A 19,935-nucleotide genomic window follows, 5' to 3' on the forward strand; every position below is an offset into this window, starting at 1 on the left:
GCTGTATCTTCGATTTAGCAATACCTTTCCTTAATATAATAAACGTGGTCACTCCCACAATTACTTCTATCAAAGCGCTTCCCCAATAAATACTTTTCACTCCAAAATAATACGGAAGAATAAGCATTAATGGAATATAAAGAATCAACTGTCGCAAAAAAACTAAGAAACTCGCTTTTTTACTATCGTTCACTGCAGGATAATAGGACAGTGCTAAAACAGTAATCGGTAATAAAGGAAGTACAGAGAAAAATAATCTGAAATCCTGAATCTGACTTGTGTTTACCGTATATCCCGGAAGCATTAATCCAATCAATTGCTGCGGAAATAGTAAAGCAATTAAAAAGAAAGGCGAAAGTATCGCAGCTCCTGCTAAAATATAGGTTTTTAAAAATTGTCTGGCTCTTTCAAATTGTCCGGCTCCGAAATTAATTCCCACAACAGGCTGTAAACCTCGCATTAATCCAAATAAAGGAGTTAATAAAAACAGGAAAAATCGATTCAAAACGGTGAAGAAAGAAATGTCGTCTTCCGTTCCGTAAGAAGCAATCGCATTAAAAATAATAATACTCTGTACAACTCCCATTACCGATAAAATCATTTCCGGAAGCCCTAATTTTAAAATTCTTTTTCCAATTTCAGGATGATAAGAAACCGATTTCCAATTGGTTTTGAAAGAACTTTTTCCTTTAGCATAATAATGAAATCCGAGTAAAGAATAAATCAGCATTCCACAATTAGTTGCCCACGCTGCACCGGAAACGCCCATTTCTAAAGTCGAAATAAAAATTGGTTTTAAAATAATATCGATGACCAATCCACCCGCAATCATTATTGCAGCAGTTTTCATTTTTCCTTCTGCCCGAATTAACATATTTAAAGCTAAACCGTAAATCCAAAAAATGGTTCCAATCAAAGTAACACGGAAATATTCAACTGCAATCGTTTGTAATTCTCCTTTTGCGCCCATCATTGCCATCAGTTCATTCGCAAAAATGTAGGCCGGAACTGTACAAATTAATGAGAAAAATATACATAGAAAATTGAAGCTTCCGAAGAGTTTATATAATTTATCCTGTCTGTTTTCGCCAATCCAAATACTTACAGCTGCACCTGCGCCAATTCCTACCAATCTTCCAAATCCTAAAACAATTTGCGACAACGGAAAAGCCATTCCTACCGCAGCAAGAGCTTTTGTATTAATTAAATATCCAACGAAAATAGCGTCCAGGAAATTATTGATCCCGTATAAAACGATCGCTGCAACGGCAGGCCATGAAGTTTCCCACATGACCTTTTTTAAGTCACCTTTTAAGATGAATGTTTTGCGATCCATTCTTTTGAGGTATTGAATTGCTGAAAGGCAATGCGTTTTTCTACTTTGTAAATTTCTTTTCCGGCTATAGAATTAATGATAATAGCATTTCTGTAAGCACACATTCCCAAATCCGGAGTGACGAAACCGTGAGTGTGAAGCTCTGCATTTTGTACAAAAATATTTTCTTCATTATCGATGGTGTAATATCGACTTACATCAAATAAACCGTCTTCGTTTCTTTTAATTTGATTTTCGATTCCTTTCAAGAATTTCGGCTCGTTATAGGTATATCCCGTTGCTAAGATCACATAATCTGAAGTGTGACTGAAAGTGGCCTCATCCTGAATATGAGTGAAATTAAGAACATAAGAATTTCCTTCAGGAGAAATAGAATCCAGTTGGCAACTTGGTTTTAATTCTACATGTAGAGGAACATTTCCAACACTCATTTCGTACATTGTATCAAAAATATCGTTGATGAGGTCAAAATTAATTCCTTTGTAAAGTGGATGTTGTTTCGCTAAAATATTTTTACGCTGAGTGGAAGGCATCTGATAAAAATGGTCAACATATTCTGGGGAAGTCAATTCTAATGTCAGTTTCGAATATTCCATCGGGAAAAAACGATCAGGTCTTGTAAACCAGCTCATGAATAAATTATCATCTGTTTCCGGAAGAAGGTCTTGAAAAATTTCAGCAGCACTTTGTCCGGAACCGATAATAGAAACCGATTTTGAATTTAAAATTTCTTCTTTGTGATTTAAATATTCTGAAGTATGAATGACATTCGGATAATTTTTATCTTTCATAAATTCAGGTAACTTGGGCTGAGTTCCTGTTCCTAAAGACAGTTTTTTAGTATAATATTTTTTAACATCATTGTTTTTTAGATCTAAAACTTCGATGATGTAAATTTTCTGAGTTTCGTCAAATGTAATGTTTTCAACTTTTTTTCCGAAAAGACAATTTTCCAGTTGATTTGCTGTCCATTGACAATACAGATTGTATTCTTTTCTTAAAATAAAAAAATCTTCTCTTATAAAAAATTTATACAAACGGTCGGTTTCCTTTAAGAAATTCAGAAAACTATATTTACTTTTCGGATCTGCCATCGTCACCAGATCTGCCATAAAAGGAACTTGCAAAGTAGCGTTGTCAAGCATCAAACCTGGATGCCAATCGAAACCTTCTGACTGATCTAAAAAAAGTGAATCTACAGATTCTACAGGTTCTAAAAGGGCTGCCAATCCAAGATTAAAAGGACCAATTCCGATCCCGATGATGTCGTATATTTTATTGTTTTCCAATGTTTTTGTTTTTGAAATTTGAATTATTTTAACCATTAAGATTGAATTAAGAAGTTAAGATTATTAAGAGATTTCTCCTACGTCGAAATGACATGCGAACTGTCATTCTGAATAGAGCAAAGCGAAATGAAGAATCTAACTTAAATTCCTTAACTCCTTAATTCAATCTTAATGGTTCATTTTAAATATTAAATACTTTTCGCTTCCAGTCTGCTTTCCGGACATTTTTCCCAATATCCTTCACGGGTGCAGAAAGTAAGATAAGCGGTTTTGTGAGGCATTTCAATCACACCTTCGCGAGTGTACCCTAATTTTGTAATGATCCTATCCGTCGGAACTGCATCGACAGAAGCTTCACCGATACATTTTCCCACTTCAGGAAGCATAAAAATATAATCTAAAGCCACTTGAAATGATTGAAAAGAAAACTTTTTATCTTTCTGAGTTTCGGCAACAAAAAAGTGCGTTCCATAATCTGTAGGAAGTGCATCATAATAAGCTCCCACAACATCTCTCATTGGCCAGTAAGGTTCAAAGCTGAATTGCGGAACATCATTTACATAACCGATAAAACTGTGTTGCTCGTCACTTGGAAGTATAGTTCTGAACCAAAGTTCTAAATCTCTTTTCGGGCCATCCATTTTCCAGAAAGGTTTTGCATGTTCCCTATTGAACCATTCGTGGATCATTTCAAAATCATTTTCAATGTTGAAAGGACGAATGCTGATGTTTACATTGTCTTCTTCAAAATATCTTGAATAAACGATCTCTTTAGTTTCAGGTTTAATTAATTTATTTGAGAAAAAATATTTATTTAATGGATTTGGTGTATCAAGAAAAAAAGCAGGATATTCTAAATTTTCGTCTGCTTCGTTGATGTTTTGTAAACTTGTAATTAAATTTCCTTTCGTGTACCAACTTCTTTTATTGATGATGTAATCTACCAATCCTGTTTCGTCTTCATTTTCAAGTTCTTTAAATGATTTGTAAACCAGATCGATTAGTTTTCTTTCATCCGCTAATTGGTTACAACCTAAAGCATTCACCACTCCTAAAATATTATTGGTCACCAAATAATACGTGTATTTTGGAGCTAAAGATCCTTCATCAATGATCGACTGGCTTTCATCGGCAATTCCGGGGAGTACATTCGAAACCAATTCTTTTCGGCCTTCTCTAAAGAAAAATCCTTGATTGTCTCTGAAATAAATTTTCGCAGGGAAACCTTTCTTATCAAGTTCTATCATTACGTTTTGCTGGTGGAATTCACATGCTAAACCATATTTATTCAAAATCCCAACAATCGGTCTTACACAGATGTGAAGATATTGTTTAAACCAATCTAAAGTGACCTGTTCTACAGATAAATCAAGATTTCTTGCGGTGTTGACAATAATATTCTGCAGTCTCGAAGGCTGACCAAAAATTCCGTCCTGACAAAGAGCTGCCAAAAGCGTTACATTTTTAGTTTTATCTTCACCCTGAAAAGGATTTCTTCTGATGCTGATATTAAAACCATTAATGACTTTATCGTTAAATTTTACAGCAATAAAAGCCGGATCAACCATAAAATCAATTTCAGGATAGTCTTTCTGTAAATTTTTTCCCCAATCTGTTTTTAATAACTGACTGATGTCGTGACCACGATGAAGTTCAGGATACAGATTAATTCTTTCGGAGTTTGTAATTTTTACATGCAGAGAAAATTTATACATCCATTTACTGTTCTCGCTGTAAACTGTTCTTACCGATGAAGTAGGGGTGAAAAATTCTCCATAATGACCTAAAGCAAACAAAATTCCCTGCTCTTGCATGATCTGAACATCTTCTTGAACTAATAAATATTCAGCCTCCCAAGGATGCATCGGAACAATTTGATAATCAGTAAATTCGTTCCACAATTTTTTATGTTCTGAATTTAAAAGCGGATATATTTTCTCACCTAATTCTTTAGTTACAAACTTTCCGTCTGCATTTTTTTCAATTACATTTTCGGGATTGATCAAAAAATAGAACAACTGAAACTGTCCTGAAGTTTCCGGAGAATATTTCAACAGATCTTCCTGGTTAAAACCTTGCTTCGATTTTGGAACAGGATGTAAAATGTGTCCTAAAACAAGAGATTGTTCAGCCTCAATAAAAGACATTTCCAAATCATTTACCAACTTGTTGTTTTCGACTAAATGATCTAAATAAGTCGTCAGATTTTCAATGCTGTTATTTAATCTTTTCAAAACTGTGGAAGCATCAATATCGGAATGAATTCCTCTAGAATATTCTGCGATAAGTGTCATAAAACCGTAAATATCAACTTCCGAAACTTCGTCTGTTTCCAAAATCCTTCTTAAAACCGGAAGATCAAAAAGATGTCTTCCGGTTTCAGAAAAATAAGCAACAGGAATATAAACGTCACATCCTATCGAAGAAAAATCGATTCTGATATGAAGATTTGTTGGCGTTTTTCTGATGTTTTGGGCAATGGCAATATCATATTTAGGGATTCCCAAATAACGGCTCCAGTTGGTAAATTCTCTCATGTAGCAATTGATGAGAGCCGTGAAATTGATCTTTTCTGCGTATTGTTGATTAGTTAACTTCAATGTATTCATTTCCGTATTTTTTTATTGTGATTAAGATTGATTGGATGTCTTCAACCGTTGTTAAAGGATTGAGAATGGTAAATTTTAGATAAAACTGTCCGTTGACTTTTGTTCCTGCAACGAGAGCGTTTCCGTTTTTATACAATTGTGATTTGATGTACGTATTGATTCTACTCAGGTCGAAAGTTTTGAAAGGATTCGCCGAATAACGGAAAACCAAAGCCGAAATATCAGAACGGTTCAACAATTCAAAATGCGGATCATTTTCAAGAAAAATTGCGGCTTCTTTTGCCGTTGAAATAATTCTTTCAATATAATTTCCGAGACCTTTTTTACCGATAATTCTTAAAGTAAACCAGAGTTTCAATGCATCAAATCTTCTTGTCGTCTGAATCGATTTATTAACCTGATTCGGAATTTCATTTTCGTCGTGATCTTTTGGATTCAAATAATCGGCATAATGCGTAATTAATGTAAAATAGTTTCTGTCTTTCACCAAAAATCCGCTGCTGCTTACAGGCTGGAAGAAGGATTTGTGATAATCAACGGTTACAGAATCTGCATTTTCAATTCCATTAATTAAATAACGGTATTTTTCGGTTAAAAGTAATCCGCAACCATAAGCTGCATCTACGTGAAACCACATTCCGTATTTTTTGGCAATCGCTGAAATATTGATTAAAGGATCAATGTTTCCAAAATCCGTGGTTCCTGCTGTTGCAACCACGGCGATAGGGATATTTCCGTTTTCGATCTCTTTTTGAATGGCATCTTCCAACAAAATACTATTCATTTTGAAAGACCGATCGGTTTTAATTTTAATAACGGCTTGTTCGCCCAATCCTAAAATAGAAGCACTTTTCTGAATACTGAAATGGGCTGCTTCCGAAACAAAAATCCTGAAACGGTGAGCATTTTTCGGTAATCCATCTTTTTTAATGTTGTGATTAAAATGTTTGATCGAATAATGATCTCTTGCCAAAAGCATTCCCATCAAGTTACTTTGAGAACCGCCACTTGTAAAAATTCCGTCTGAAGATTTTCCGTAGCCGATTTCGTTGCAGGTCCATTCGATTAATTTTTGTTCCATTAAAGTTCCACCTGCACTTTGATCCCAAGTATCAAGAGAAGAGTTGATAGAGCTTATTAACATTTCTGCAGCAACCGCCGGAATAACAACCGGACAATTGAGATGGGCAACGTATTTTGGATGATGAAAAGCAATGGCGTGTTGGGTATAAAGCGTTCTGACCTCTTCGAAAACCTCTTCATAACTTTGTGGATAACTATTAAGGTCAATGTTTTCAAACTGCTTTCTCAGGTCTTTTGGAGAAACTCCGCTGAAAGGTTGGTTGTTGTCTTCTAGAAATGCAATCACACTTTCCTGTGCTTTTTGCATTACATTTTGGTATTTGTGAATGTTGATATCACAAAATAAGTTCTCCAGATTTGGGAAAAGACTTTCCTTTTCCGAAACCAATTGTTCGGTAATAACTGTGTTCATAAAAATTTTGAGTTGGTGTTTCTTTTACTTTTTAATTAATATTTCTAGGATTTTTTTAATTGAACCATTAAGATTTTATTAAGGAGTTAAGAATATTAAGGCAGCTTCGCTTAAGTAAAATCAGTATGATTTAATCTTAATTAAACTTAACATCTTAATAAAATCTTAATGGTTAAAAACTTTCAGATATAATTAATAATTTATTGTATATCCTACAGAAAATGTAGTTCCTCGTCCCTGATAAGCAAAGGCTTTTTGTGGCGCTCCGTAGAAAAATACAGAACGTTGTCCCCAAATGGTGGTGTACTGTTTGTTGAAGATATTTTGTACTCCAAAATTGATGACTCCTTTGTTTAATTTCACATCTCCAACTAAATCAAATAAGGTATATCCATTGATTTTAATATCTGATAGATCGGTGTAATTCATAGAATTCTGCATTTGTAGTCTTAATGAAAAACTTTTTGCATTCCATCCCGTAAAAATCATAAATTTTGATGGGTTTGTCGTGTAAACCGACTGGTTTTGCCAGCCTTTATCAACGGTTTCTGTTTCAGACTGCATCAATAAAACGTTTCCTCCCAATTCTAAACCTTGAGTAAATCTGTAGCTTAAAGCACCTTCAAAACCATAGTTTCTTAATTTTTGATCAAGCAAAGAAATGGTGAAAGTTGCATTGTCGATTTTCAAAGTTTTGTTGGAAAGTGCATAGAAAACCGATCCTTGAGCAGAAAGTCCTTCTTCTGAAGTTCGGTTGTGCCTAAAACCAAGCTCCATCTGATCAGTTTTAATTCCGCTTAAAGGTTGTTCGGCAATATTCATGCTGTTGAGTAGATTCCAACGATTATTGTTCAATTGATATTTTCCGAAACCGTAAGATTTTGCAGCATCAGGAACGGCAAATCCCTGAGAAAAATTTAACCAAGTTTGCCAAGAAGGATTGAATTTATACAGTAAACTGGCGTTCAACAAAGTGACATCATAATTGTTTTTACCTCCTTTCACAGCATCTGCAGAATTTCCATATCCAAAATGCATATAAACCTGCTCTTTAAATCCTACAAAATCATCCAGTTCTACATTGATCAACTGTTGACGAACACCTCCTGAAAAAGTTAGTTTTTCTGTAATATTCCAATCTGCCTGAATAAAACCTGAAAGAGCAGATGTTTTGGTGTCGGGATATCTTCCTACAAAAGCATCGGTCTGATTCACCAAACCTCCCGATTGTGCACTTTTTTGTGGATTAAAAATTGCCTGATCGCCTGTGAAGTTTTCTAGATCAACATCAATTCCGTAAGTGAAGTTGAAAGCGTTCCATTTTTTATTTAAAACCAATTTTGCCCCATAAGCATTCGTATTTCCTCTTGCGGATGAGAGAAAAACCGGAAGTACAACTCCAGCCGGTGGTTTCGGAACTTCTGCAAAAGATGCTCCGAAATCTACTTCTTCTCGTCTTCCATAGGCTTGTAAGATTAAATTTTGTCCACCCCAAATATTTCTCACATTGTAATTAAGATTGGCCATAAAACGTTCTGTTCTTGGAACAAGATCCGAATCGGCTCCGTCTAAAACATTAATCAAATCGGGATTTTTTGTGGTAAATCCGACAAAATTCCCCCCGAAAGAAAGCCATTTTTTATTTCTTACTTTTGAATTGTAATATTGTAAATCTACATTAAAATCTTGGTTGGGAGCCAGTTTAGCACTAATTCCTCCCAAAAGATCGATCGATCTGTTGTATTGAAAGTCTGCCTGTTTTACATCGGTGATTATTTGGTCGCCATTCGCATCAAAAGCACCTTCGTTTTGTGTGAAAGCTGCTCCCAATCTGAATTTCACTTTATCAGTTCCGCCTTCTACAGACTGAGCAATTCTTTTATCTAGATCATCTTTGTGAAAACCTGATTTTAATCCAACAGAAGTTTCAAAAGCCAGTTTGCTAGATGTCGGTTTTTTTGTAATAATGTTGATGATTCCTCCTGTAGAATCTCCTCCGTAAATAGAAGACGCTCCAGAAAGAACTTCGATTCTGTCTATATTGAATGGATCAATCGCATCAAATTGTCGGCTGGTTGCTCTTGTGCTGTTCAGAGAAATTCCGTTAATCATCACCAAAACATTTCTTCCACGCATGTTTTGAGCATAGTTTGTTCGACCTTGATTCCCAAAATCAAACCCCGGAATCATATTTCCTAATACCTCTTTCAAACCTGCACCGCCTCTAATTTGGGTCTGAAGTTCCTTTTGACCGATTACCCAAACTGTTCCCGGAATATCGCTGATTTGTTTTGGAGAACGTGAAGATACCATAATCACTTCGTTGATATCTTTGGTTTTTAAACTGTCTTGTTGGTTTTGAGCTGAGGTATTGGCGGCTAAAGTTGCCAATAAGAAAATTGAAAGTGCGTATCGCTTTTTCATTTATTTAGAACAATTAAAAATAATGAGGTAAATATAAATTATTATCTATGGAAAAATCAACCTGACTTTTGTCACATAAATGCTTCAATACAAATCAAACACTATGTTTATTGATATGTGAAACCGATTGATCGCCTTTCAATATTCTTTTAACTCAGTCTCAAAATGAGATTATAGAATGGAAGAATCGAAAGAATTTCAAATATTTTTTTTATTGCTGGGCTTTTCTTTGTCTAAAAACCATCGATTTCTTAATAATAAAAATCCCCAAAAATGATAGAGAGACTATATAATTTCAACTTTTCGGAAAAGTAGATGCTCTGTTTTGAATATTTTAATGAAAAAAAATAGTGATTTTAAGAGAGAAATGAACGGCAAAATTTAAAAGAAGAATTAAAATAATTTTGGTTGACAATATAGAAAAATCTTATTTTGGAGTTTATTCGTTTAAAAGCTGTTTTTATTGTATTTGCTATTTAAAATTAAGTTAAAAATCATTCTTGTTTGAAATGAAAACATTAGTTAGTTTAAATTACTATATTTGGAAGTTATAAAAATAAATAATGATATTTTCTTTACAAGGCATCGTTCAGGAGCTTACCCCAACTTACGCTGTAATCAACGTAAATGGTGTAGGATATTATGCCGGAATCAGTCTCATGACTTCTCAAAGACTAAGTTTAAATAAAGAAACATTTTTATTCATTCAGCAGATCATTCGTGAAGATGCGCACCTGCTTTTTGGGTTTCATACTCGTTTGGAAAAAGAAATGTTTAATCTCTTAATAAGTGTTAACGGTGTAGGTGCAGTTTCTGCACTCATTTTATTATCTACTTTAAGCCTTGAAGAAATTGCATCGGCAATACTTTCCGGAAACGGAGCTGTGATTCAGAAAGCAAAAGGAATCGGGGCAAAAACTGCCGAAAGAATTATTGTTGATTTGAAGGATAAGGTTCAAAAATTTGCGACTACTGAAGCGAATATTTCTTCGTTTGAGAATAATAAAGTGAAGGAAGAATCGTTATCAGCATTAGAAGTTTTAGGAATTCCTAAGAGAACAAGTGAGAAAATTGCAGACCGCATTTTAAAGCAAACTCCGGAAATTACTGTAGAAGAATTGGTAAAACAAATTTTAAAAAACATTTAACATTTGGTGAAAAATAATAAGTTTCTCAGCATCTATATACTCTTGTCGTTTTTATTCTGCTCAATGAATGTTTTTGGGCAGGTACAAAATCAGCAAGGTGTTTCTATAAAAAAGAATTACGAAGTTACAGATCCAACGTATTACGAAGCCTATTACGATGTAAAAATCGGAATGTACTACGTGTATCCTAAAATTGGTAATACAATTACCGGACCACCTGTTGCGATGTCGCCGGAAGATTATAAAGAGTTTATGCTTGCAGAGCAGTCTAAAGCTTTTTATAGAGATAAATCTGACAGCTACAACTTAATGTTCAGAAAAGATAAATCTGATGCGGCAAAGAAAGGTCTTATTCCTTCTTTAACGATCAATAACCGACTTTTTGAATCTATTTTTGGAAGTAATAAAATTGAAATCATTCCTTCAGGTTATGCTTCATTTGATTTTGGAGGTTTATATCAAAAAATAGACAATCCATTAATTTTACCACAAAACAGAACGAGTTTTACATTTGATATCGATCAAAGAATTCAATTGGGATTGATTGGGAAAGTTGGTGAAAACTTACAGCTTAAAGCCAATTATGATACTCAAAGTGGTTTTGCTTTTGAGAACAGAATGAATTTGGTTTGGCAGTCAAAAGGAACCTGGAAAGATCTTCAGACAAAAGGTTTGAATGATGTAAATAAACCCAATGCAGGAGGTGAAGACAAGATTATCAAAAGAATCGAGTTTGGTAATGTGAATATGCCGCTTTCAACAAGTTTGATCCGTGGTTCTGAATCTTTATTTGGGGTGAAATCTGAATTCCAGTTGGGTAAAACTTTCGGAACGGTAGTGCTTTCGCAACAACAAGGTGAAGCAAGAAATATCGTAGTGCAAGGTGGCGGAACGATGAATAACTTTAAAATAAATGCTATAGATTATGAAGAAAACCAGCATTATTTTATAGGGCAATATTTCTTGAATAATTATGATAATGCTTTGCTTAATTATCCTCAAATCAACTCGAGAATCAGTATTTCCAGAATGGAAGTTTGGGTTTTAGATCAGGGAAATTCAAATTTAGCCTATCAGAAAAGTATAATCGGGATCAGGGATTTAGGGGAAGGAGCTTCAGGAACTCCGGATAACTCTCAAAACGGATTATACAATCAAGTTAATAACGCCATTGGAAGTCCTAGAGAACAAGGAAAAAATTATCTGACCAATTTTCAAGGACAGACATTTCCAGGAAGTACCCAACCTTACGAAAATGGGGAACACTTTGTTTTGAGTACAAAAGCCAGAAGAATGGATGCGAATGAATATACCTTTCATCCGCAATTGGGATATATTTCTTTAAATCAAAAACTGAATGACAATCAGCTTTTAGCAGTTTCATATTCATATACAGTAAACGGTACCAATCAGGTTTATAAAGTCGGGGAATTTTCAGAAGAAAGCCCGGTTTTGGTTACTAAATTATTAAGATCAAACAGTAATACAAGAGTTGATTCACCGATGTGGAATCTAATGATGAAGAACTTTTATTCTTTAGATGCAGCTCAGGTAGACAGAGACGGCTTTATTTTAAATGTGTATTATCGTGATGCTAAAACTGGAGGGAAAGTAAATTATTTACCTGGTACTTCCGTTGAAGGCACCAATTTACTTAAACTTTTCAACTGGGATAGGCTTAACGTGAACGGTGACTTACAGGCTAATAATGGCGTTTTAGGTGATGGGGTTTTTGACTTTGTGGAAGGAATTACGATCAAAAAAGAACAAGGAAGGATCATGTTTACCAAAGTGCAGCCTTTCGGAAGTTATATGACGCAGGTTTTAGGCAGTAGTAATTCTCAATATGTATTTTCAGATCTTTATTCACAGCAAAAACAAGTAGCAAGCCAGAGTAATCTTGCGTTGCGATATACGATGGAAGGTCGTTACAAAGGAGCTCAAGGTCAAGGAATTTCTTTGGGTGCCGTAAATGTACCTCAAGGTTCTGTAAAAGTTTCTGCAAATGGAGTGCAGCTTACAGAAGGTATTGATTATACAGTAGATTATATGCTGGGAACAGTTACCATTATTAATGAAACGGTAAAACAATCGGGTCAGGCGATTAATATTTCATTAGAAAATCAGCTGACTTTCAATACTCAGAGAAAAAGATTTTTAGGTTTAAATTTAGAAAGAAGAGTTAGTGAAAACTTTATTTTCGGTGGAACGGTTGTTAATTACTCGGAATCTCCGCTTACCCAAAAAGTAAATTACGGTCAGGAAGCTGTAAACAATACAATGGCGGGAGTGAATATGATGTACAACAATCAATTGCCATTCCTGACTAGATTAACAGACAAAATTCCGGGTATCAATACTGAAGCTCCTTCTAACTTAAACTTTAAAATGGAAGGTGCCTATTTAATTCCGGGTATCAATAAAGGAACAAATGATCAATCTTACATTGACGATTTTGAACAAACTACTTCGAAAATTTCATTAAAAGAACCTACAGCTTGGAGCTTGGCTTCTAAACCTGAAAAAAGTAAAGGCAACCCACTTTTTGCCGCAGCAGGTACTAATGATGATTTAACGAATGGATACGGAAGGGGTTTACTTACCTGGTATAATATTGATCCAAGATTTTGGGGAGTGGGAGGTAGAGCTCCGCAGGGAATTACTCCTGCATCAGTTTCTAATCACGCTTCAAGAAGGGTGCAATTCTCAGAAATTTTTAATAACAGAGATTTTGTAGCGGGAGAACAGACTTTTACCAATACTTTCGATATCTCTTATTTCCCTCAGGAAAAAGGACCATACAATGCTAATCCAGGAACTGAAACCACACAACAAAGATGGGCGGGAATCATGCGTCCGATAAGTGTTACCAATTTTGTGAATTCGAATATTGAATATGTAGAATTCTGGATGATGGATCCTTATGCTGATGGAAATACTTTAGGTACAAATCCTAAACTTTTGTTACAATTAGGTAACGTTTCTGAAGATGTTCTTAAAGATGGTTTAATGCAGTACGAAAACGGTTTGCCAACCGGAGGAAGTCCATCAACTACGACCAGTTCCAATTGGGGAATACAGCCAAAGCAACCTCCGATTTTATATGCATTTTCAAGTGAAGGTGCAGATAGAACCGCACAGGATTTAGGATATGACGGATTAAGTTCAGATCAGGAAGCGATGAGGTTTGGAAATACCTTTGTAAATCCGGTAACCAATCTTTCTGACCCTGCTGTTGATGATTTCGTATTCTATTTATCAGATAAATTTACGGGAAGTCAGGCTGCGTCTATCGTTCAGCGATACAAATATTTCAGAGGCCCTGAAGGAAATTCACGAAGTGGTTCGTTAGAAGTTTCTTCACAAACTCCGGATGCAGAAGATATCAACAAAGATTACAATCTGGATCAAACTGAAAGCTACAATGAATATATTGTTGATTTAGATCCTGCAAGTTTAATAACAGGAACAAGTAATTATATTGTAGATCAAAAAACAGTTACAGCTACTTTCCAAAATGGTTCTACTGATGATGTAAAATGGTATTTATTTAGAATTCCTGTTTCTGATTACAATTCTGGTAAACCCAACTTAGGAGGTGAGAAAAGTGCAGCCGTTCTTAATAATGTAAGATTTGCAAGATTGTTATTAACAGGATTTGATCAGACTTCAACATTGAGATTTGGTACGATGGATTTGATTAGATCAGATTGGAGAAGATATACCAAAAATATAGCGAAGTTTTCGGATGGAACTACAATTCCGGATCCTGCAACTGACGAGGGTTCAACGATACAAAATATAGATAACTTTGAAGTTGGTAGTGTAAATATTGAAGAAAATGCTTTAAACCAACCTCCTTATGTGCTTCCTCCAGGAATTGATAGACAAGTTCTTAGTGGGAATGCAGGAGCACAAAGACAAAATGAATCTTCACTTTACATGAAAGTTAAAAATATGGGGGATGAAGCAAGAGGAGTTTTTAAAAATACAAGTATTGATATGAGAAGGTATAAAAAGTTAAAGCTTTTTGTACACGGACAAAACTTAGATAATCCTCAATCTGCTGATTTAGATGAGAATTTTAAATTTTTTATCCGTTTTGGTAGTGATGCGACTGACAATTATTATGAATATGAATCATCGTTAAAATATACTTCAAGCACATCAACAACACCTCTGGAAATATGGCCGATAGAAAATGATGTTGATTTTAATATTCAGGATTTTGTAGATGCTAAAATACAGAGAGATAAAAATTCACCAAACTCGATTGTTGAGAGAACATGGATTTCTAATTGGGGAGATACTAATAAAAGAATTTATGTAAAAGGTAGACCTTCTTTAGGAAACATCACAACAATTATGATTGGTGTTAGGAATAAAAATTCCAGGATAGGAGCAAAAGGTAGAGTTCTTTGGGTAAACGAAATTCGTCTTTCTGAAATTGAAAATGATGGCGGTTATGCAGGAAACGCAAGCTTAAATTTCAACCTGGGAGATTTCGCAACAGTTAATACGAGTGCTTCTTATTCATCTGTAGGTTTCGGAAATATAGATTCTAAACCGGCAGAAAGAAGCCAATCTACACAGTCGGCTTTCAGTATCAATACCGCAGTAAACGTAGATAAATTCTTACCTGAAAAGACAGGGATGAAAATTCCGGTGAATTACTCTTATTCTCAGACCATCGAAGATCCGAAGTACAACCCTTTAGATACCGATGTTGAGTTTAGCAAAGCAGCTAACAAAGAAGAGCTTAAAAAAGTAGCAAGAACGTATACTCAGCAAAGAAGTATTGGGGTTGTCAACATGCATAAAGAAAGGGTAAAACCAAACAGTAAGCCTAAGTTTTATGATGTGGAAAACCTTTCATTAACTGCGGTTTATAACGACGATCATTACCGTGATATTTATACCAAGAAAAACTACAGACAGTATTTCAGAGGATATTTAGATTACAATTATACATTCAAACCTTGGGTAGTAAAGCCATTCAATAAAATGATCAGCGATACGGCAAAATCTACAAAATACCTGAGATGGATAAAAGAATTTAATTTCAACCCAGTTCCTACAAGGTTATCTTTCAGAACTGAATTAGACAGAAATTATAACGAGCTTGAATTTAGAAATATTGATGCCATTCTTAGTGGAAATCTTAATGATGATTTTGCTGCTTTGAAAAACAGAAACTTCTACTTCGGTTGGCAATATGGTTTAGGATTTAATTTTACTAAATCTTTGAAATTAGAAATCAATTCCGCAACAAGAACATTAAATGATCAGGTTGATGTGAATACGATGGATAATTCTTCAATCTTCGGAAACATTTTCAGATCGGGAAGACCGGTTTTATATAATCACAGAGTTCAGCTAAATTATAAATTACCGTTCCAATATCTTCCGTATCTTGATTTTATTGATGCAGAAGTAGGTTACGGATTTACATATAACTGGAATGCGAGGTCTACAGCACTTCTTGCAAGTCCTGAAGGAAGTTTAGGTTCAATAGGGCAGAACACCAATGTTATTTCGGCGAATGCTACTGCAGATCTACCGAAGTTCTTTGGTCAGTTTAGTTATTTTAAAAGAATGTCGGCTACGCTTCAAAAACGTAAGCAGGAACAAGACTCGTTGAACAATGCAGTTAATCAGGCTTGGGAGAAAAACAGATATGCGTACAAAAAATATAAGTTTAAAAACAAGCTTTCTATTTTACAGAGTGCAGCATTTGTACTTACTTCTATGAAACAGTTGAATGTAACGTATACAGAAAATAATGGAAGTGTACTTCCTGGTTTATTGTCTGCTCCAAACGGATATGGTTATGGTCAGACTTTAGGTGGTCCTTCTTTAGGTTTCCTTTTTGGTTCACAGGCAGATATCAGACGATTATCGATGGAAAGAGGCTGGGTAAGTGATTCGCCATATATGATTGATCCCTATATGAAGATGTCTACCCGAGAATTTAGAGCCGATTTACAGGTTGCTCCGGTGAATGATTTTAATATAAGTTTTAATGTTTTACAGACTTATAACCGAAATTTCTCACACACAGGATTCAATTATGTAGATGAAGTAACAAAAACTCCAAATCCGAATCTTACATTTGCAAGTGATATGGTATCGTATTCTAATACGGTGGTTCTTTTAAATTCATCATTTAAAGAAAGTACTGTGATTTATGATGCCATCAGAGCCAATGCTCAGCTGATTTCACAACAAATGGGCGGAGTTTTAAATCCGAATGGATATACAGAAGGACACGGTATTTCTAATGCTTATGTTTTAATTCCTGCTTTCCGTGCTGCAATGGAAGGCAAAAATCCTGAGCGTTTAGGAAATGCAAAAAAAGCTGGACTGCCGATTCCGAACTGGAGAATTATCTATTCAGGGCTTAGAAATATTCCGATCATTAACGGGCAGTTTACCAAATTTGATATTCTTCACAGTTATACTGCAACGTATACAGCAACCGGAGTACAATCAAATATTGATTACTTCAACAGCCGAATAGATAAAACAAGTTCTCAGAGAGATGTTAATGATAATTACATCAATCCTTATACATTCTCTCAAGTAAGTTATACAGAATCTTTCTCACCATTGATCGGAGTAGATGTTACGATGAGAAACAATATGCAGTTTGGGGTGCAGTACAACAAAACAAGAAGTATGATTCTTGGTTTGGTTAATCACTCTCTTACCGAAGATGCGTATACAGAATATGTAGTAAGATTAGGATATATTGTAAGAAACTTCCGTTTGGGAACCAATAATCAGAGAGGAGCAAGAGCAAAAGGTTCAGATTTAAATATCCGTGGTGATATTTCCTTGAGAGACAGCCAGACAAGTATTATGAATATCTTATTGAATGATTCTCAAATTACGGGCGGACAAAAATTAATGAACATTAAGCTTTCCGCAGATTACAATGTTTCTGAAAATCTGAATCTGAGATTATTCTACGAACAGATGACTTCAAAATATAAAATCTCAACAGCTTTCCCGCTGTCAACAATCAGAGCCGGGATTTCTGCGACATTCACTTTTGGTGATTCCGGAGGTTTATAAATAAAACAAATAAAAAAATCCTTTTCTGAAAAAAGAAAGGGATTTTTTATATCACAGCTATTGGATGATAAGTTTTCAATTATTATCTTTGGTAGGTAATAATAATTAATTTAAATAAGAATAAAAGATGCGCAGTATTGTGTGTCTTTTGTTTTTTAATGACCAATATGGAAGCTTCGAACAATAGAAAGAAAATTTATAAAAAAAATAATTTATTAAAATCTGGAATCGTTATTTTTTTAGGTTCTTTAATAGGGAGTATTATTTTATCATCTTTTAATGAATCAGAATTTTCTTCGCGAGTTACTCGCTTCAACGATTTTACCTTAATTCATTTTATTGCCGCTTTTACAATCGCTCCTGTTTTGGAAGAATTGATTTTTCGTGGAATTTTCACAAGGAAAAAGATCTTTAAATATGTAATGTATTTAGGATCTCTATTCTACATTATGTTATTGCAGAATTATTATCTGATTCCATTACTGGCTATATTCATTATAAGCTATGAATTGAATAAAAATAAAGAAATTCCAAACTATGTCTATTACATTAATGCATTGCTTTTTGGTCTCATGCATTATGAATTCGATGACTTGAAACTGTTAGATACTTGGATCGGAGTGATCATGACTTCAGGAATGGGATTGGTTTTAATATGGATGGTTCTGAATTTCGGATTGATGTATTCAATAGCATTACATGCTCTCAATAATTTTACTGCAATTGCGATTATCGTTTTAGCACACGAAACTTCAGATATGACTCTAAAGAAAGTAGAAACCGAAGATTTCACGATGAAATATCAACGTGTTTCTCTTTTTATTAAAGATGGAAATATGCAGGTTGAGAACAATAAATTTTTAAAAGCAGAAAATATAAGTATTTCCACAGTCTACAATGCTGTATGTTTTGATGAGAAGCTGGAAGATCTTTATTTTGGGAAATTTAATATTTCAATTGAAAGAAAACCAAATAGTACAAAAAAGCTAGATTGCCAATCTCTGCATCAACTTTTAAATAAAGCAGACTTTAAAGAAAACAAATAAAATTGGAAGTTTAGAATCATTAAATATTTCAACATTTTATTGGAGCATTAATGTATTTTTGAATAAATTTGTCAACATAAAAAAAATAAAATGAATACACCGTCAGAATTAAAGTACACTAAAGACCACGAGTGGGTAAAGATCGAAGGTAACGTTGCTACAATTGGTATCACAGACTTTGCGCAAGGAGAGTTGGGAGATATCGTTTATGTAGATGTAGATACAGTAGATGATGATGTGAATGGAGGAGATGTTTTCGGAAGTGTAGAAGCTGTAAAAACGGTTTCAGATTTATTCCTGCCTATTTCAGGAAAAGTTACAGAGTTTAATTCTGCTTTGGAAGATCAGCCGGAATTGTTAAATACAGATCCTTACGGAGACGGATGGATCATTAAGCTTGAAATTGCAGAAGGAGCAGATCATTCAGAATTGCTTTCAGCAGAAGAATATCAAGCAATCATTGGATAAAATTTCAAACATATTTATTAAGATACTGCCCATTTATTGGGCATTTCTTACTTATATGCTTTTGCGTCCCGGTGTCGAAAATCACGAATATTTCTTTATGTTTGATGGTATCGACAAGGTTTTGCACTTAAGCATATTTGCAGCTTTGGGTTTTTGTTTTATGGCTGCCTTTCCCAAGGTCAGATTTTCTTATTTCTTTCAGATTATGCTTATTTATGCATTCCTCACAGAAATTCTACAGGAAGAAATGAAACTCGGCAGATCAATGGAAACACTCGATATCGTTGCCGACACTATTGGCTGCCTAATCGGATACTATATATATAAAGTACTCGCCAAACGTTTCCTCTGATTCTATCATAAAAAACTTGAAAAACATATTTTACCTCTGAATATTTTCGGAGGTATTTTTTTGTGAGCTATTTCCCGCTCTCCGCACTCGCTATTTTATTTTGAAAAAATAAAATGAGCTCAAACAAATGCTTCGATCGGGGCTAAAACGAAAGTCTGCAATAAAAACTTTTGATTTATTTAATGTTTAGAGTTTAAATTTCAAGTCTAACACCATATATTAATCCCCAGTTGAATAATCTGGGCTAGTCCATTAAATACAATTAAAGGTAGCGCTCCTCCGGAGCGCGCCCTTTGTAGCCCAACAATAATTAGTTAGAATAAGAGCTCCATCGGAGCGCTACCTTTGTAGCAAGGTATTTGTTTTTAGAATAGGAGCTCCATCGGAGCGACACCTAAAACATAAATCCCCCAAAAAGCAAATCACAGACAGAACAATATATAAAAAGAATATCCTTTCACGTTTGAATCCTTTGTTTTCTGATTTGTTTTTCTTTACTAAGCGAAACGCCTTTGTTTATCTTATATAAGGATAAATAATACCTTTTAGTTTGTTTTTGCGATAAAACAACGCTCTTATAATTTTCATATATATTCCTCTGAAGCTTTCTTTCCTGTACTTTCAGAGTCCCAGAACCTAACCCTTGTCTCCCAACCCCTCCGACACTATTACTCTCCAACTCTCCAACAAA

General features: G+C 34.6%; 11 protein-coding genes. 5 read left to right on the forward strand and 6 right to left on the reverse strand.

The annotated features are described in order from the left end of the window. The 5 genes from OEW74_RS12885 to OEW74_RS12905 form a co-directional block, all read right to left on the reverse strand. A partial coding sequence (locus OEW74_RS12885; protein ID WP_265428858.1) for an MATE family efflux transporter occupies positions 1 to 1,336 on the reverse strand: 1,336 nt, incomplete at its 3' end. Beyond that, positions 1,312 to 2,661, reverse strand: coding sequence for a lysine N(6)-hydroxylase/L-ornithine N(5)-oxygenase family protein (locus OEW74_RS12890; RefSeq protein ID WP_265428859.1), 1,350 nt, complete (start codon positions 2,659 to 2,661; stop codon positions 1,312 to 1,314). The genes OEW74_RS12890 and OEW74_RS12885, both read right to left, overlap by 25 nt. 152 nt (positions 2,662 to 2,813) lie before the next feature. Continuing rightward, on the reverse strand, positions 2,814 to 5,234 hold the full coding sequence (locus OEW74_RS12895) for a GNAT family N-acetyltransferase (RefSeq protein ID WP_265428860.1): 2,421 nt from the start codon (positions 5,232 to 5,234) through the stop codon (positions 2,814 to 2,816). Then, the gene (locus OEW74_RS12900; protein WP_265428861.1) at positions 5,212 to 6,729 is read right to left on the reverse strand and encodes a pyridoxal phosphate-dependent decarboxylase family protein; all 1,518 of its coding nucleotides are present in this window, start codon (positions 6,727 to 6,729) and stop codon (positions 5,212 to 5,214) included. Before OEW74_RS12900 ends, OEW74_RS12895 begins: the two co-directional genes overlap by 23 nt. A 192-nt stretch (positions 6,730 to 6,921) precedes the next feature. Continuing rightward, entirely contained in the window at positions 6,922 to 9,153 is a 2,232-nt protein-coding gene (locus OEW74_RS12905; RefSeq protein WP_265428862.1) for a TonB-dependent receptor, read from the reverse strand. Between the two features lie 563 nt (positions 9,154 to 9,716). On the opposite strand from OEW74_RS12905, the gene ruvA reads away from it, so the two are divergent. The 5 genes from ruvA to OEW74_RS12930 all read left to right on the forward strand — a co-directional run bounded on the left by ruvA (position 9,717) and on the right by OEW74_RS12930 (position 19,244). Beyond that, the gene (gene ruvA, locus OEW74_RS12910) at positions 9,717 to 10,301 is read left to right on the forward strand and encodes a Holliday junction branch migration protein RuvA (RefSeq protein WP_265428863.1); all 585 of its coding nucleotides are present in this window, start codon (positions 9,717 to 9,719) and stop codon (positions 10,299 to 10,301) included. 63 nt (positions 10,302 to 10,364) lie between these two features. After that, the gene (sprA, locus tag OEW74_RS12915; RefSeq protein ID WP_265428867.1) at positions 10,365 to 17,378 is read left to right on the forward strand and encodes a cell surface protein SprA; all 7,014 of its coding nucleotides are present in this window, start codon (positions 10,365 to 10,367) and stop codon (positions 17,376 to 17,378) included. Between the two features lie 167 nt (positions 17,379 to 17,545). Beyond that, complete coding sequence (locus OEW74_RS12920) at positions 17,546 to 18,424, forward strand: CPBP family intramembrane glutamic endopeptidase (RefSeq protein ID WP_265428864.1); 879 nt, start codon at positions 17,546 to 17,548, stop codon at positions 18,422 to 18,424. A gap of 90 nt (positions 18,425 to 18,514) precedes the next feature. Continuing rightward, positions 18,515 to 18,892 carry a glycine cleavage system protein GcvH gene (gene gcvH, locus OEW74_RS12925; protein WP_265428865.1) on the forward strand — a complete coding sequence of 126 codons (378 nt, stop codon included), beginning with the start codon at positions 18,515 to 18,517 and terminating at the stop codon, positions 18,890 to 18,892. Continuing rightward, positions 18,885 to 19,244 (forward strand): VanZ family protein, encoded by a 360-nt coding sequence (locus OEW74_RS12930; protein ID WP_322645566.1) that lies wholly within the window; start codon positions 18,885 to 18,887, stop codon positions 19,242 to 19,244. Before gcvH ends, OEW74_RS12930 begins: the two co-directional genes overlap by 8 nt. Positions 19,245 to 19,701: 457 nt before the next feature. Here the strand turns inward: OEW74_RS12930 and OEW74_RS12935 are convergent. Next, a partial coding sequence (locus tag OEW74_RS12935) for a hypothetical protein (RefSeq protein WP_265428866.1) occupies positions 19,702 to 19,935 on the reverse strand: 234 nt, incomplete at its 5' end.

It is taken from the genome of Chryseobacterium sp. YIM B08800 (assembly GCF_026163565.1).
Taxonomy (GTDB): Bacteria; Bacteroidota; Bacteroidia; order Flavobacteriales; family Weeksellaceae; genus Chryseobacterium.

Coding starts and splice junctions, on each gene's coding strand:
- OEW74_RS12890 (WP_265428859.1), bottom strand. CDS start 2,661: ATGGTTAAAATAATTCAAATTTCAAAAACAAAAACATTGGAAAACAAT.
- OEW74_RS12895 (WP_265428860.1), bottom strand. CDS start 5,234: ATGAATACATTGAAGTTAACTAATCAACAATACGCAGAAAAGATCAAT.
- OEW74_RS12900 (WP_265428861.1), bottom strand. CDS start 6,729: ATGAACACAGTTATTACCGAACAATTGGTTTCGGAAAAGGAAAGTCTT.
- OEW74_RS12905 (WP_265428862.1), bottom strand. CDS start 9,153: ATGAAAAAGCGATACGCACTTTCAATTTTCTTATTGGCAACTTTAGCC.
- ruvA (WP_265428863.1), top strand. CDS start 9,717: ATGATATTTTCTTTACAAGGCATCGTTCAGGAGCTTACCCCAACTTAC.
- sprA (WP_265428867.1), top strand. CDS start 10,365: ATGAATGTTTTTGGGCAGGTACAAAATCAGCAAGGTGTTTCTATAAAA.
- OEW74_RS12920 (WP_265428864.1), top strand. CDS start 17,546: ATGGAAGCTTCGAACAATAGAAAGAAAATTTATAAAAAAAATAATTTA.
- gcvH (WP_265428865.1), top strand. CDS start 18,515: ATGAATACACCGTCAGAATTAAAGTACACTAAAGACCACGAGTGGGTA.